Consider the following 16,209-nt stretch of genomic DNA (forward strand, 5'->3'; position numbering starts at 1 on the left):
GAAAATGGAGGAAAAGTGATATTGCCGACCATCCTCAGGCTGGTGTACAATCATACATACTCAATGATGCATCACGGCACTTATTGATGTGCCTTATTAAGACGCGCGGTATCCCGATTGTAAACAGAGCATGTCACATTCAAGGTGACAATTTATTTCTACGGGAACGCGCACAAAAAAAGAGAACGTATGCGACAAAGACGATTGCTTGTGATACCCATAGCACTGCTCCTTAGCTTCCTGGCTTATTTTTGTATGACCTTCATCGTCATACCGCCAGCGGCCCAGGCTCATGCGTACGTCATTGGCTCAGATCCCGTCGATGGATCGACCATCGACAAAGTTCCGAGCGAGGTACGTATCTTTTTTAATGCACCAATCAGTACGTTGAGCAGCGCACATATTTATTCTATCCAAAACGGGAACCTTGTGGATATCAATGCCGCCCCGGGTACTATCTCCTCGACCAACGCCGAAGAATTGACGATTCCACTTAAGACGCCAGCATCGCAGCCAAAGGGTAGTTATGAAGTTCTCTGGACAGCCGTGGCAAGCAATGATGGAACGACAACCTATGGCATCATAGGTTTCGACGTCGGTTATTCGGGGACAGGAATAGCTGGTACAGCTACGCTTGGCCCAACAAGTAGCAATGCGTTAGCGAGCATCCAACAGCTAGATATCACCGCCTTACTCTCGATCGGTTGGGAATGGCTAACATTCATTGCGCTCACTTTTTGGATTGGTTTACTCGTTATCGAGCAGATCATTCTCGCCGAGGGACGTGGAACGGGGCTCTTTCCCCGGGTAAGAAAACAGACATATCAGATCGAGTGGCTTTGTCTCCTGATTCTGCTCTTTGGTGAATGTATCACATTAATACTGCGCATAGTCCAATTCGCCACCGTCATACATAACCAGGTAGCACAGGCACTCGATATCAAAATGCTTGTACACATTATTCCAGATACTCTTTATGGCTGGGTCTGGATGCTACGGTTACTACTCATCATCATCGCGATCATCTTTCTGCGCCAGACCCAACGAGGAAAAAATAGTCAGCAGGAACAGGATCAAGAGCCGATTACCAATTTTGAGCGGCTCTCTACACAAGATATGAAACCCAATAGCCCTCGCCGCACCATCCAGTTGATCGAAACGCCCTCGCCAGAACCGCCAGCCGCAGATCCTGCGCGCAATAAATGGATCTGGTTACTCCTGGCTGGATTGATAGCGCTTACCTTTACCTTTACCAGCTCAATAGTACCCATCCTTCATCCCATCGTCAGTGCCTATGTATTTGGCTGGCTATATCTTATCGCACAAGGGATCTGGTTAGGAGGCTTCACCTATCTGGCCTTTGTCTTGCTACCGTTACTTACAGGAGTAGAGCTTGAGTACAATACCGAGACTCTTACCGTTGTATTGCGTCGTCTCACCCCCCTGCTCCTGGCAGGAATGAGCATCCAGATCGTCAGCGGACTCTTTCTTGGAGAGGCCAGTATCAGTAATGTGGGACAATTTCTGCACGATCCCTTTGGGCGCACGCTAACAATACAAATTGTGCTAACGATCTTTACAGTATTCCTGAGTCTCTACGCCTTATATGTCATACGTCCAAAATTTACTCACCAGGCACTCCTTTTACCAGTCGTCAAGGCTGATCTACCCACAAGGCGGATACGCCAATCCAAACTAAGCAATACAGGGCGCCTGTTAAAATTCACCACCAAGGCGTTGACTATTTGTGGAGCGCTGATTATCCTCTGTTCAGCGATTCAATCCTTCTTCGCACCACCGATTGTCTATCCAGACAGCGCCTATGCAAATGCACAAGATACGCCGACTCGAACAAGCGCCATCAACACAGAAACCCAGCAAATGGGGGATCTTACAGTGACGGTACAACTATTCCCTGCGCGTACTAACTCCACACACACCTTGCTTATGATTATTACCGATACTAATGGGCAACCAGTCACTGATGCCCGGGTAAAGATCAGTATGGCCATGCAGATTATGGATATGGGGACAAGCGAAACCACAATCGAGAAGGGCGACCCCTTCTACGTGGCAACGTTTGATAAAAATGCCACGCTTGATATGGCTGGAGTCTGGCAGCTTCAAATTGAGGTTCAACGTCCTGGACAAGAGATACTGAAGAAGACCTTTACGGTTACACTGGCGGCGTAGGATCACATCCTGACGCCGCTTCAAACATAGCTCATGAGGATACCTGCGTAGAGGATTGATCTGAGACCTGAGCAACTTCACTGCGAGAGTCTTGCGCTAATTCGGCATAATGGAGCGCACTCAGGAGCAGCGAAGAATGCTCAGTCTCAGAAAGGGGGCGTACTGTACGTACAGGCACTCCCAGGGCTAACATGCCGCCAGGAATGTCCTTATACTCACTCACCAAAGCGCAGGCTCCAATCACCGTCTCATCCCCAATAGTGGCATGTGAGAGGACAACTGCATTCATGCCAATCAGAACCCGATTCCCTAAAACAGCTCCATGAACGACGGCATTATGTCCAATCGTACATTCTTCACCAATCGTAAGAGGAGCATCAGCGTCGACATGCAGGGTACAATTATCTTGAATATTGCTCCGGCTTCCCACCACGATGGGAGCGCTGTCAGCGCGTAGGACGGCGTTGTACCAGACGCTTACACCGGTATGAAGTGTCACGTTACCAATTACCATTGCGCCAGGTGCAATAAAAACATCCTCAGCGACAGTCGGCCAGACTCCCTTATAAGGCAAAATAGGCATCGATTTAGAGCACTCCTTCGCTTGCATCATATCATTGTGGCACGGTGACTTAGCGTAAGCCATTCGTCACTACAAACAAGAGGTTAGCAGGACGTTCAGCCATACGACGCATCAGGTAAGGATACCAATGTGAGCCGTAAGGAACGTAGATACGTACATTATATCCTTGCTTCACCAACTTCTCCTGCAAATCTCGTCGTATCCCATACAGCATCTGAAACTCAAAAGAGGATGGACTGATACCGTGATCACGCACAAAGTGACAAGCAGCATTGATCATCGTCTCATCATGCGTCGCAATAGCGGGAAAATTGCCGCGAGCCAAAAGGATCTCCATCAGCTGCGCATAATTCTTATCGACGTCAGACTTCTCCTGCAGAGCCACATTCTCAGGCTCTTTATAAGCCCCCTTGACCAGACGAACACGCACACCTTGCTCAACAAGCCGCTCGATATCGACACGGCTACGATACAGGCAACTCTGGATAACAGTTCCAACCAGCTCAAATTGCTGACGAACCTCCTTCACCATGGCTACGGTCTGCTCGGTATAAGTCGAAGCTTCCATATCGACGCAAACAAATATTTCATGTTCGCGACCGCTTTCAAGAATCTTGTTCAGATTGGCCTGGCAGATCTCATGGCCCAGATCCAGGCCGAGAGCAGTCAATTTAACAGAGATATTAGCCTTAATATGCGTTTTGGAAATCAATTCAATCGCGGCAATATAAGCACGTGTCGCCTCAGCAGCCTCCTCCTCGGTAGCGACATTCTCGCCCAAAAGATCCATCGCCACCTGGATACCACGATCATTGAGAACACGTGATGCTTGTACAGCATCATCCAGCAACTCACCAGCCACAAAACGGCGAGAAATATTCCGTGCAACTCTGTTTTGAATCGCAAAATCTCTCATACGGGGGTTTTGAGCGAGGGAAAGTAACGTATCTTTCAGCATAATTACAATCCTTTCGACGAGGGTCAGTTAGAAAAAACAGGGAAGACATTGACATATAAGCTTACCAATGCATAATTTGACGCGTCATGCTATCCCACCAACTATCAGGCATAAAACGGCGCAAGAGCATCACAGCGTTGGCTGATCCGGGAACTCCATAACGAGCACGCGGACGCGGACTATTCAGAATACGTACCACTGTATCAGAAAACTTTTGGATCGGAAAGCCTTTTTTACTTGATTGTAAACCACTTTTTTCCGCTACATCAAGCAACCGTTTATATGGACTACTCTCTTTCGCCTCGCCCAGGCTCTCCAGAGAACGTTGGAGACTGGTCTGCCAGATTGCAGTAGGACTGGAAGCAGGTTCAATCAACACAATATGCACACCAAAGGGAGCTAACTCTACGCGGAGCGCATCACATAAGGCCTCCAGAGCATATTTACTCGCCGAGTAGAGACCAGTTACAGGCATCGATATCTTTCCAGAGATACTACTCACATAGATAGATGTTCCGTGAGCCTTTTTAAGAAATGGCAACAAAACCCTGGTAACATCAATGTGGGCAATGACATTGATTTCAAATTGCGACCGCATATCATCCAATGGCACTAATTCAATCGGGCCAGCATACGCAGTTCCTGCATTGTTCAATAGAGCATCCAGACGCGGGATCTGTTCCTGATCGAGTAACTGTTCAGCTCGCAACTGATACTCAACCTGCTGCGCCAGTTGTACCACTTGTTCATGCTGTGTAATGTCGCACAATAGAGGCACAAGATTGTGGCGACAGTGCCGGGCTTCAGCTTCCTGTAGGAGGCTTTCGCTATCGGACTCTTTGCGGACGGTAGCAAACACCAACCATCCCTGTTGAGCCAACTCAAAGGCCGTACTATGACCAAAGCCGCTTGAGCAGCCGGTAATCACAATTGTTTTTCTCATCATTTACCTGTATTCCCAACATCCCCAATGCGACTCCACAATCCCAGACGGACCAGCTCGCAGCGTGCCTCGAATCCAAATAGGTCAGGATTCATATTCCGGCCATGACGGATCACTAACCCACGTAGCATCTCAATCAACTCTGACTTACAAGCCAGATCATGCTCAAAAGGAATATGCTGTGCCAACTGCTCGATGGCTTGCCTGTTATACCATTGTTCCTGAGTCTCAGCCATAGAATGAAAGAAATATCCCTCTAACTATCAATACTATTCAAGCAAACAATCAGGCATAGGAGTCAAACGAGCCAGATCAAAAATAGCTGCGCGAAAAACGACTTTTCTGACTGTATTGCAAATAGCATCTAGATACAACAAGAAAGGATGCTAGCTATGGATGCATGGTAGCACCTGGAAAATAGAGATGCAAGTTAAATCATAGCTGCGTTGCTATTCTTTGACACAAAATAGTTTACAATGAAGGGAAGCGAACTATGTATAGCCATTTTGCCCTAAAGCAAGCAGCAAAACTTGATCAAAGAAGGAGTAAAGTGTTAATGTGGTGTTGTAGTAAAGTGCGTTGAAACTATTAGATATAAGTGTCGGTACACATTTATACAAGGTAGGCGAGGAAAATGTTCTGTAGCTATTGTAAAGCAGCACGTATGGCGAATGAGGCCCCCTGTTCCAATTGTGGAGCCCCATCTCCACTCTTAAATGCTCAACCCACCGGTTGGGGAGCAGGAGCATCTGAACCATTGCCCTGGGGTGGCCCGGGAGCTCCTCAGGCATTTGGAGGACAATGGGATCAGCAAGCTCCTCAAATGCCTGCACAAAACAGTGCGCCAGCATCCTGGCAACAATCAGCAGGACAATTCGATCAGAGTTCGGCAAACGCCTGGCAACAACCTTCTGGACAACTCAATTCCACATCCTCCTGGCGTAATCCCTCGGGGCAACTCAATCCCATGCCTGCCTGGCAACAGCCTTCTGGTCAGCTTGATCCTATGCCATCCTGGCAGCAGCCGTCCGGACAACTTGATGCTCCAGGAGGTTCGCAAGCAGACTGGCAGCAACAAGCCATGGTTCCTTATCAAGGAGGAATGGAGCTCCAACCAGCGGGGCGACAATCGACCATCTCATTACAATTGATCCCGCAGCAATCGGTCCAACATTTACTACCGGCAGAGCCGTTGAATCCGGACATTGTTCACGTACCGCCAACCTTCACCAAACCACGTCCCATCGTTCCCACTTACCGCGTGGTTAGTGGCTTTCTTAGCGTTGTAATTGTGGCGCTGCTCCTCTGTTCAGGCACAGGATATTATGTCAAAGCCAGCGGCACATGGGATAAGATCGTGTCAGTTTATACAGGCAAGTCGTTGCAGAACGTTCCGACCACTAGCGAAACTATTCCTGACCCACCAGCCCTGACGGCAAACGATCATGGACCGGCTCAAAATATTATCCCATCGGTCTCGACAACAACGCGTATAGATACCAAGAACAATCAGCCCATTATTCAACAGAATATTTTTCAACCCGGACAAGTATTTTGGCTAACATTTAGTGTGCAACCACTCAAAGGCACACACGGTCAGGTTGTCGCCAAGTGGTATACCAACGGCAAGTTTTACATGGATACACCGTATAATAAAGATATTCAGTATAATGCTTCCAATATCGAGAACTTCTCGATACCGATGAAATTTCCCAACGCAGCCTCGGGCAAAGTCGAAATATATTGGAATAACACCTTTGCTCAGAGATATTATTTTGCTGTGAGAAATTAAAGGGTCGGATACGTTCTTAGATCAAACAGTATCAAAAGCGGACTTCATCTCTTGAGATGAAGTCCGCTTTTGATAAGAGGGCAAAAAAATAGTGCACAAAGCGGTAACGACAATGTGCACATATGCAGGCGCTTTTATTTACACTGCGTGTCGACTTCAATGTTCCCAAATATCTTCACCTGACATGCCAGACGCATGTTCGGATTCTTCTTGAGATCTCCACGCAGCCAGAATTTCTCCATAAATGAAAGATCGCTGATATTGGCAGCCGGCGAGACGGCAACGCGATCAGTACCGCAAAATCCATTCCCATGGCAGTTAGCAAATTTGTAGATACCGCAATAGATCGGCACATCATTTTCTAACGCAGGGTAACGAACAGTATCCCCCTCGGGCACATCTACCCGTACATTTTCACGTACATATGTAATCGTTGGCACGACTCTATCCTCCGACATAACTGATAGCTTGATTTATACAGAGCTTGCTTATGCTTTGTCAGAATATAGCACAGAAGGGAAAGAGCGTCAACAAAACCGCGAGCAGGCGAGACTGAAGCCATCAGGATTGAAAGCATACTGCTAGCTTTACCTGAGAGCTATGATGCGCATAAAAAGCATCACACCTCACGGAGTAGCATCAGCCCCCTTAGATGTCGTTGTGGAGGGGGCCGCGCTATTGCTAGTAATAGTAACCGGGATACTTTGATTAGCCGCAGCTGATCCGCCGCTGCCTGCATTCAAAGCAATCGTCGGGGACAGGGTACCCGAACTTGACGCCGGTAGGTGCACGGAAACGGTCAGGGTAACACTTTGATGAGCGGCCAGAGTTCCTGTGCTCGGCGTAATAGTCAATGTGTTACTGCCTGTACCTTGCGCGCTGGCAGTCCATGGCAAAACCGTATCTCCTGTATTTGTCACAACGACCGTCTGCGCTGCTGGATCTGAGCCCGACGTCGTGACAAATGTCAGTGTGGACGGCTGCGTAGAGACGACAGAAGCTGTCGTAGCCGACACAATCAAAGAGACGGCTACTTGCTGACTGATCCCGCTCGACGAGATAAAGGTAACCTTCCCCTGATAGGAACCTACGCTCAAATCCTGACCGCTAATATGGATCGCAACAGATGTTTGCTCACCACCATCCAAAGATCCCTCAGCAGGAGTTACCTGCAACCAGTTGCCTTGATCAACGGTCATGACCTGGCTTTGCCACGTCAGAGAGGCTCCGCCACTATTCTGTAATGTGACTTGCTTATCAGTGGGAGATTGTCCCGCAAGTGCCGTAAAGTCAAGCGCAAGCGGCGAGACCACCAGATTGCCAGCGGTAACGATGCTCATAGATGTACTGACCTGGGCGCTGATATCTCCAGCAAAGCTAATCGCTCCCTGATACGTACCAACTGGCAGATTCTCAGACAAAGCACTCACAGTAATCGTCTGATCCTCGCCAGGAGCCAGAGTTCCATGATTGGGCGTCAGAACAATCCAGGATGCATCAGATGCGGTTGAGAAAGTCGTAGACCAACTTCCATCCTGATCCCCGCTATTATGCAGAGTAATAAACTGATCGCCCGGATTCTGGCTCGTACTGGCAGCATAGGTCAATGCCGTCGTAGAGATAGTCAGGTCAGCCGGAGTCGGAGCTACCTCCATCGACACCGGAATAGTTAATGGAGATGTATCGGCTCCTTTTTGCGTAAAAACCAAATGTCCTGTATACGCACGCGGCACAAGCTCACCACGATTGACCGTTACCTGCACACTCTGGCTCCCAGAAAAGCTAGAACTTGCTGGCACCGTGCCCAGCCACGGTTGATCGCTTGTCACAGTCCAGGATATTTGACCCCCACCCGTATTCGTCAATGTAAGCGCCTGACTGGAGACAATACCAGGAGCCGCTCCAGAAAATTGCAGCTTCAGTGGAGAAATCTGCAAGACCGGCACACTTACCGAAGGGGCAAGAATGGTGATGTGAGCTAATATGCTGATGGCATGCAAGCTATCCACGGTACTAATCACGTGGCTGCCAACGCTCCAATTTCCAGGTACTTGCACTTGCATGGAAAAGTGTCCATTGCCGTCAGTAGAGATACTTAGAGGCTTCCCCTGCGCACTAAGTAGGGGTTGCTGATTATCATGATAAAAAGTCATTGGATCATGCAGAGAAAAGCCTCTGCCCGACAGCGTAAATGTATCGTTCACCCGTAACGTATCTGGTGCAACCTGGACCACAGCAGAAGCAATCGTGGCACGCTTGCCAATCAGCACAAAAGCAATGATACTTGCCGCCAGCAAAAAGATGATGCAGGATAATGTCAGTAGCCACGAGATCGCTCGTGCCGAGAACAAAGGCTTCGGTAGAGCAGGCATGAAGCCTCGTGCCTTCTCGTTAGTAATCGGTTTAAGCACGAGCGGCGGCGCCTTGAGTGGTTCCGCTTTTTGGGTCAACTTGAGCGTAGGTCGTGGCGTCTTTGCCTTCTCCTCTTTTTTCGCTGCTGGACTGCCAGAACGACCTGACTGGCGCGAACGCCGTGAGCGAACTAAAGCCACGCGACGCGCCTTCAAAATAGATGCTTCTGTCGTATCAGGAAACACAATGTAATCAGGATCTGGCTTCACACGCGCAGGCAATTCATCTGCCTGAGAGGGAGAATGTTGTGCTATCATCATACTTGACTGATATGGCTGGTCCTCTGGATGTAATCCAAAAGTATGCCCGGCCCGATGGGAAGATGCTGGCGGTATGGATTTTTGGCGCAATGATTTTGGCAGTTGAGGAGAGAGTTCTCGTCCACAATAACTGCATACCTGCGTTCGTGTATCCACCTGTTGTAAAGTTTGACAATAAGTACAACGCTTGCTATACATAAGGCTCCATCTAGCATGAGGGTTCTTACAAAATCTATCAACCTCACCGCCCCCTCATAGTAATAAACGTCAAACAGATACATTCCCCAAATATATGACTACTCACCATCAAGCTTAATAATAAATACACGTTTGTACAACACAATATTCCCGATGTTTTCAATCACAATGCACAGATGGAGCCTCTCTGATTAACAAGATGGCACAGGAGCAGACACATTCAGCTTGCTTGCCAGAATGTGCCTGCTCCTGTGCCAAAGATACAAAAAAACAGCAGGTAAAGCCTTGAGCGCTCAATACGACCTTAAAAGTTTACGGTGTTGGAGAATCGGCTGGCGTCGGCGTATCGGTTGGTGCCGGCGTCGGCGTCGGCGTATCAGTCGGTCCAACGGGCAAGGTGACAGTCGAAGAAATAGAGGTCACATTAATAGTGATACTCATTGGACCTCCTGTCACCACGATCGTGCTACTTCCAGTATACATATCTCCAGCAGCATCTTCTCCGCTGGCCAGAACAGTATAGTTTCCAATTGGTATATTGGGCAGAGAAACATACCCATTAGCATCGGCAGTACCGAAAGCCACAATATTTCCGGAAGTATCAGCTAAGTAGACCGTTGCTTCCGGCATCGGACCAGGTGAGATACAGGCATCATCCTGACACTGCTTGACAGTCACATTGATACGTGATCCAGTCACAGTCAACGTCACCGAAACCTGAGGATTTCCTATCACGCTGGCTCCACCACTTCCCACAGCCGAAAGCGAGACCACTCCACTATATGTACCAATATTCAAACCGCTTGCATTCACATTGACCCCAACGCTACTCCCTCCACCGTTATCGCTCCCCGAATTAGAAGAGAGTTGCAGCCAGGAACTATCCACATGAGCGGTCCACACCAGTGGCAATGAACAATTTCCGGTTGAGCTGATTGGAATACTCTGCACGCTGGAGGACTGCCCTTGCGTCACACTGAATGAAAGGCCAGCCGAGCTCACCTGAAGCGTACAAGGTGGCTGCACAACAAAATCAACTGATAAGGTTTGAGGGCTCCCCTGGATAGCAGCTCCAGTGCTATCGGTAGCCGAAAGTTTGACAATAGCGTGATAACTGCCTGCTAGCAGGCCAGCGTTACTCGGCGCCACCGCTAAGGTTGCAGATTGACCGCTGGTTGTAAAGGTTCCACTACTCGAGGGAAGGTTCAGCCAATTGGCAGATGAGTCATAGCTTGTCTGCCAGGTCACCGGCCAGTTACAGTTACCAGAAGCTGTAATCATAATGGATTGAGGAGAGGGATCGGCCTGACCCTCAGTTGTACTAAACGCGAGCCCGCTTGTAGACGGAAGTGCCAGGGTACAGGGAGCTAACACAGTAAAGGTTACATTCACAGTTTGAGGGCTACCACTAGCAGTATTGCCTGTTGGATCAACACCACTCAATATAATCTGTCCTACATTTAACCCGGCAGTTAAACCGTTCGCGCTCACACTTATCACCAGGTTACCTGTATGCCCTGGTGCAATTGTCCCATGGCTTTGCGTCACATTCAGCCAGGAGGATGAAGGATTCGCCATCGTACTCCAAATCAACGAACTCTGTCCCGTATTTGTCACGGTAACACTTTGAGGCGCCGGATCTGCCTGTCCTTTGGTCACACTAAAGTTGAGATTAAGCGGCGAGACTCCAAGAATAGGCGCCGACGCCGTAGGTGGATTTTGGACAGTTAATTGTACATTCACAGTTTGTGTACTTTGCGCAAGCGCAATAGTAATTGTGCCTGTATAGCTACCTGGCGACAAATTAACTGGATTAACCGCAACAGTAGTAATTGATTGTTCGGCTCCTTTTATCTGACCATTCGTAGGAGTCATAGTCAGCCATGGAACAGAAGAAGTGGTATGCCAACTCACAACGCCAGCGCAACTCGCGCTGCCAGTCAGGCTCAGCACTTGATTACTTGAACTGGCTTGACCGGCAATAGCTGTGAAATTTAACGAGCCAGTACTTAATAAGACGCCACATCCAGGTTGGACTGTTAATGTGACATTCACCAACTGCGGAGTATTCAGGGCTGTATACCCCCGAGCAGCGACAAACTTCAACGAGCTGGTATATGTTCCGGGCAAGAGATGCTGACTATTAACTTTCACCACCACGTTTACCGTCGCTCCAGGTGCAACAATTCCTGAAGTCGTGCCAGCGCTGAGCCAACTCGTAGTCATCCCCAGAGCGCTCAAATACGAGCTCGTATTGGCATCCGCTCGCGGATTGGCATCACTGATCGACCAATGAAGTGCCTTTGTCCCAGGATTTGTGATCGTCAACAACTGAGTCCCGGGATTTCCCTGCCCATCGCCTGCAATATAGGTCATAATCGCCGGAGTGACACTCATCACAGCGCCAGCGTTCTTGGGGAGCGCCAACACAATCATCTGGACCGCAATATCCTGTGGTTGGCTTACATTCGAGATAATCGTAATTTTTCCATGATACGTGCCTGGAGTGAGATTCGTACGATCAGCTGCGATTTGAATGTCCTGATGATCGCTAAAGACTCCATTTTTGGGTGAGAACATCAGCCAGGAACTGGTACTACTGGCAGACCAATTGATAATACCGCCGCCAGAATTATGTAAGGTGAGCACTTGAAACGAATTGGCGCCCACATATTGTGAACCTAGATCGATATTCGCAGTAGAGATCTCCAAATGTGAGGGAGGCATCGGCCCCTCACCCACTTGCAACATAGCACTCGCCGTGTAGCGTGTCTGAACATCCTCCGCCACCACAGTATGCTGCCCCACCTCCCAACTACTATCAATCAGCATAACGACACTTTTTGATCCCTGAGCGTTTAACTGAACGACACCGGATTGATTCTTCAGCGTGACGTTTTCCTGGATATCATGCGATAGCACTACCGAAGTTGATGACGGGAAATTATTCAGATGAATGGTCACCTGGCCACCAGGCTTGACAGCATGCAATGAAAGCGTCATGGTTGGAAGCTGATTTGCCTGCACGGATGGAGTACGTTGCTCCAAAATCGCCACCATGACAGTATCGATCATCAGCGCCAGTGCTGCCAGAATCGAGAGGCTAATAAATAATATCCGTAGGCACTTCTGCGGCTCACGCTTCACATTATCCTTTACCCCCTCCCACACCACAGAAATTTTTTCGCCGACGACGCGACGGATATCCTCCTGCTCAATTTTCATCGACTCTGCGCTGGAAGGAAAGCGGCGAGCCTGCAAAGGATCAACTTGATCGATCCACTCATCTTTGCTCTCGTCAATTTCGCTCGTGTGCAACCAGGGCCAGAGATCAGGCAGATGCTCATCAAGACCCTTGCGCGCCACAGCCTTACGTGGAACCGGCTGCGTCGTGAATGAAGCATTAGGTAATGGTGTACTTTCGCGTCGTATATCGGCCGAGATATCACGCAACGGTGATAAGCGGGATGCTCGTGGTCGTGGTCCGCGTCCATTTTGGGGATAGTCAAGATCAGCTTCTTCGATCAAACGCGCCGCATCATTTAGACGTTCCAAAGAGCGATCTGCGACATCTGCATAGTTCTGGTTGGAGGGAGCAAAATTACTGCTCTCATCGAGGGGGGAGAATTCAACCTGGGGAGGATAGATATCCATTGGCACCGTCTCATTAGAAAGAGACGCGATAATTCCCTCAGGATCATCTACTGAAGGCAGAAACGAGCCCGATGCATCCGATTGGGGAAGCTTTGATGGAGGAGTTTCAATAGCATATGCACCGCGTGTGATATTCTCCGATGTATAAGTGGAAGCACGTTCTGAAGTAAGGTATGGACCGGTAGCGGCACCTTCATATTTTGCTATTTGTTCACTTCTCTGACCAGGCATTTGTCGTGACGAAACACATTCATCACACAAGAGCGATGAATCACTACAAGGCCTATTACAACGCAAACATTGATTCATTTTTAGACTCTTCTCGCAAAATACAAACCATCAACCATACATGCCAACATTTCACTATAACCAAAAATCGAGGTCGCATGGATTAGTCAGATGGTCTTCCTCGACATTCCACATCCCCCACCGAACACAAAAAAATTGGGAACATAAAAAAACAGTCCTCATAAGAACACAAATATTCATAAATATGATAGCGGACATAGAAAATTTTATACCAGATGTATGCATTCTAATTGTGCCATATATAACGATACCCTGTCACTACATATAGCAAAAAAGGATCATAGAAACTGACAGATTTCTACGATCCTTTGTTAAAGGGAAAGATGCCTTAACGCAAAACCGCCCCAAAATCCTCATTTAAGAGTCGCACAATACGCTCCTGTAGAGCATTAGCCTCAGCATCTTTCAAAGTACGATCCTGAGCTTGATAAACAAGGCTATACGTCAGATTCTTTTTACCGGCCGGTAGTGGATCGCCCGTATAGACATCGAATAGTTCAACCGAGCGTAAAAGCTCTCCACCATGGCGTACGATCTGTTCTTGAATATCGCGTGCTGCAATATGTTGATCAAGCACAAGAGCAAGATCACGCGTCAAAGCCTGATGCTTAGAAATCGGTTGATAGACAAGGCGATCAGGAACCGCATCGTACAGATCAGCAAGATCCAATTCAGCGAGATAGGTACGCTGCGACAGATCATAATGCTGCTGTACCACAGGATGAACTTCTCCAAGTACGCCTACGGGATGAAACGACTCAGTTCCATCAGCAGTGTTATAGGCCAACTCCAGCAGAGCACAACGTCCAGGATGAAAGGTTGGATGCTGCGTTGGCACAAAACGATAGCGAGAAATCTTCAAACCTTCCAGAAATGTCTCAACAGCTCCCTTCAAATCATAGAAGTCAGCAGGGCGAGCCAGTTCGGGCAACCAAGTAATCTCAGCAGGACCGCTCAAAGCGATACCAATCGTACGACGCTCCTGTGGAAGCTGTTGCTTATCAGGAGCGGGAAAGTAACGACGTCCCAGTTCAAAGAAACGCAAGCCATCCTTTGTATATTTGCTATTTTCTTGAATCGTCTCCATCAAATTACTCAGTAAAGTCAGGCGCAGCGTATCCATATCCGAGTTTAGCGGATTTACCAATGTAACAGCCGGAATCGAGCGGATATCAAATGGAACAACCGCCGTCGCCACATTGCTAGCGGCTACGCGTGCCTCCTCCTGTACAGCCGATCTGCTGCGAGGCTGAAACAGAGCCGTGACAGATGAGGCATCGGTGTGTGCCAACAATTTCACCATACGAGCACGGTTCGTCAGAGTATAGGTCACAATCTCATTTAAGCCGGCACCTAGCAAAAGATCACGCACCACCTGTTCACGCTCAAACCAGCGATCAATTACCTGTTCAGGCAATGGGCCAGACGGAATCGTAGCCGGTATATGCTCATAGCCGATCAGGCGGATAACCTCTTCGACCAGATCAGCCGGTTCGTGCACATCGGAGCGATAGGTCGGCACGGTTACGCGCATATGCTTACCATCATCAGAAGCATCGACAGTGAACTCGAGTGCCGAGAGCGCCGCAATCGCTTCGTCCTGAGTTACATGCATAGATGTCAGCCACGTAATATCCTCGGTCGAGAAATTTAACGTGCGAGGCTGCGCGGGAGCAGAGTAGATATCCACCTGTCCGGGATGAACAGTACCACCAGCCAGTTCAGCCATCAATTGAACCGCACGATTAGCACCTGCCAGAGCAAGCTCAGGATCTAATCCCTTCTCAAAGTGGCTGGAAGCATCTGTGCGCAGGCCAAGCGTCGTCGAAGTGCGTCGCACATTGCCGCCCTTGAAGTTTGCCGCCTCCAACAAAACAGTCGTAGTTTTACTGCTCACCTCACTGACCGCTCCACCCATCACGCCCGCGATAGCCGTCGGACCAGTAGGATCGGTGATCAAAAGCATCTCAGGAGTCAGTTTCCGTTTCACATCATCGAGTGTCGTCATCTCCTCGCCAGGGCGGGCATGACGCACGATAATATGATGATCCGGCACCAGATCATAGTCGAAGCTGTGGAGCGGCTGACCAAACTCCAGCAAGACATAATTTGTGATGTCCACAACGTTGCTGATTGGACGCAGGCCAGCGGCCAGCAAACGTCTGGCCATCCAATCAGGGGAAGCCCCAATGGTCACATTGCTAACAACGCGTGCCACGTAGCGAGGACAAAGTTCTGTATCCTCGACCGTCACCTCGACCAACTCGGTTGTCGGAGTCCCCTGCTCCTGCACCTGTATCTGAGGAATGCGCAACGTCTGTTTCGTCAGAGCCGCCACCTCGCGAGCTACCCCGATAATCGAGGAGAGGTCGCCGCGATGAGCCTTGATCGAAAAATCCAGCACCACTTCTCCGAACAGATCCACCAGCGGTCGACCGATTTCAGTATCGGGCTCTAGTAGATAGATACCGTTATGATCGTTGCCCATACCCAGCTCACGCGGTGAGCACAGCATCCCCTGTGAGACATAACCAAATTTGCGCGTCTCACTAATTGTGATATCCCCCAGCTGAGCACCCGGCAAAGCCAGCGGAACCTTATCGCCCAGATGGATATTCGGTGCGCCACAGATCACGTTGATCTGTCCCTGACCGGTATTGATTTTCGTATAATTCAGATGGTCAGAGCCTTCAACCTTCTCCAGATAATCGATCTGTGCCGTGATAACTCTATCGCCCCAGCTCTCCCCGATATATTCTATGCTCTCAACTTCCAAACCAGCCATCGTCAACGTATGGGCCAGTTCTTCAGGGGACTGGGTAATCTCAACATACTCTTTGAGCCAGCTCAAAGGAACTCTCATTGTGTCTTCTCCTTCTCAAAATCGCCACTCGCACGACACTTCAC

10 protein-coding genes are annotated in these 16,209 nt (G+C 49.0%); 2 read left to right on the forward strand and 8 right to left on the reverse strand.

Annotated elements, in window-relative coordinates; all coding sequences use genetic code 11:
• Window positions 1-189: 189 nt before the first annotated feature.
• Window positions 190-2,193: a copper resistance CopC/CopD family protein gene (locus AC27N8_RS19515; RefSeq protein WP_487069075.1), complete on the forward strand. Its 2,004-nt coding sequence runs from the start codon at window positions 190-192 to the stop codon at window positions 2,191-2,193.
• Between the two features lie 31 nt (window positions 2,194-2,224).
• Here the strand turns inward: AC27N8_RS19515 and AC27N8_RS19520 are convergent, their stop codons facing one another.
• The 4 genes from AC27N8_RS19520 to AC27N8_RS19535 form a co-directional block, all read right to left on the reverse strand.
• Window positions 2,225-2,776 (reverse strand): gamma carbonic anhydrase family protein, encoded by a 552-nt coding sequence (locus tag AC27N8_RS19520; protein WP_487069076.1) that lies wholly within the window; start codon window positions 2,774-2,776, stop codon window positions 2,225-2,227.
• A 49-nt stretch (window positions 2,777-2,825) separates the two neighbouring features.
• Entirely contained in the window at window positions 2,826-3,734 is a 909-nt protein-coding gene (locus AC27N8_RS19525; RefSeq protein ID WP_487069077.1) for a proline dehydrogenase family protein, read from the reverse strand.
• A gap of 61 nt (window positions 3,735-3,795) precedes the next feature.
• Entirely contained in the window at window positions 3,796-4,680 is an 885-nt protein-coding gene (locus AC27N8_RS19530; RefSeq protein ID WP_487069078.1) for an SDR family oxidoreductase, read from the reverse strand.
• Window positions 4,677-4,913, reverse strand: a complete 237-nt coding sequence (locus AC27N8_RS19535) for a hypothetical protein (protein WP_487069079.1) — start codon at window positions 4,911-4,913, stop codon at window positions 4,677-4,679. The genes AC27N8_RS19530 and AC27N8_RS19535 overlap by 4 nt, the downstream gene beginning before the upstream one ends.
• A 428-nt stretch (window positions 4,914-5,341) precedes the next feature.
• On the opposite strand from AC27N8_RS19535, the gene AC27N8_RS19540 reads away from it, so the two are divergent.
• On the forward strand, window positions 5,342-6,469 hold the full coding sequence (locus tag AC27N8_RS19540; RefSeq protein ID WP_487069080.1) for a hypothetical protein: 1,128 nt from the start codon (window positions 5,342-5,344) through the stop codon (window positions 6,467-6,469).
• 134 nt (window positions 6,470-6,603) lie between these two features.
• On the opposite strand, the gene AC27N8_RS19545 is transcribed toward AC27N8_RS19540, so the two are convergent.
• From AC27N8_RS19545 to pheT, 4 genes are all read right to left on the reverse strand, one after another.
• Window positions 6,604-6,909 carry a 2Fe-2S iron-sulfur cluster-binding protein gene (locus AC27N8_RS19545; protein ID WP_487069081.1) on the reverse strand — a complete coding sequence of 102 codons (306 nt, stop codon included), beginning with the start codon at window positions 6,907-6,909 and terminating at the stop codon, window positions 6,604-6,606.
• A 186-nt stretch (window positions 6,910-7,095) separates the two neighbouring features.
• Window positions 7,096-9,339: a BACON domain-containing protein gene (locus AC27N8_RS19550; RefSeq protein ID WP_487069082.1), complete on the reverse strand. Its 2,244-nt coding sequence runs from the start codon at window positions 9,337-9,339 to the stop codon at window positions 7,096-7,098.
• Window positions 9,340-9,651: 312 nt separating this feature from the next.
• Window positions 9,652-13,224, reverse strand: coding sequence for a BACON domain-containing protein (locus AC27N8_RS19555; RefSeq protein ID WP_487069083.1), 3,573 nt, complete (start codon window positions 13,222-13,224; stop codon window positions 9,652-9,654).
• A 406-nt stretch (window positions 13,225-13,630) separates the two neighbouring features.
• A complete protein-coding gene (pheT, locus tag AC27N8_RS19560) occupies window positions 13,631-16,165 on the reverse strand; it encodes a phenylalanine--tRNA ligase subunit beta (protein WP_487069084.1) in 2,535 nt (844 codons plus the stop codon).
• Between the last annotated feature and the right edge of the window lie 44 nt (window positions 16,166-16,209).

This window comes from Dictyobacter sp. Z7_2 (genome assembly GCF_057551105.1).

What these genes read in the sequence shown, in the direction of transcription:
- AC27N8_RS19555 (WP_487069083.1), bottom strand. Translation starts at nt 13,224, where the DNA reads ATGCCTGGTCAGAGAAGTGAACAAATAGCAAAATATGAAGGTGCCGCT.
- AC27N8_RS19540 (WP_487069080.1), top strand. Translation starts at nt 5,342, where the DNA reads ATGGCGAATGAGGCCCCCTGTTCCAATTGTGGAGCCCCATCTCCACTC.
- AC27N8_RS19515 (WP_487069075.1), top strand. Translation starts at nt 190, where the DNA reads ATGCGACAAAGACGATTGCTTGTGATACCCATAGCACTGCTCCTTAGC.
- AC27N8_RS19525 (WP_487069077.1), bottom strand. Translation starts at nt 3,734, where the DNA reads ATGCTGAAAGATACGTTACTTTCCCTCGCTCAAAACCCCCGTATGAGA.
- AC27N8_RS19530 (WP_487069078.1), bottom strand. Translation starts at nt 4,680, where the DNA reads ATGATGAGAAAAACAATTGTGATTACCGGCTGCTCAAGCGGCTTTGGT.
- AC27N8_RS19520 (WP_487069076.1), bottom strand. Translation starts at nt 2,776, where the DNA reads ATGCCTATTTTGCCTTATAAGGGAGTCTGGCCGACTGTCGCTGAGGAT.
- AC27N8_RS19550 (WP_487069082.1), bottom strand. Translation starts at nt 9,339, where the DNA reads ATGTATAGCAAGCGTTGTACTTATTGTCAAACTTTACAACAGGTGGAT.
- pheT (WP_487069084.1), bottom strand. Translation starts at nt 16,165, where the DNA reads ATGAGAGTTCCTTTGAGCTGGCTCAAAGAGTATGTTGAGATTACCCAG.
- AC27N8_RS19535 (WP_487069079.1), bottom strand. Translation starts at nt 4,913, where the DNA reads ATGGCTGAGACTCAGGAACAATGGTATAACAGGCAAGCCATCGAGCAG.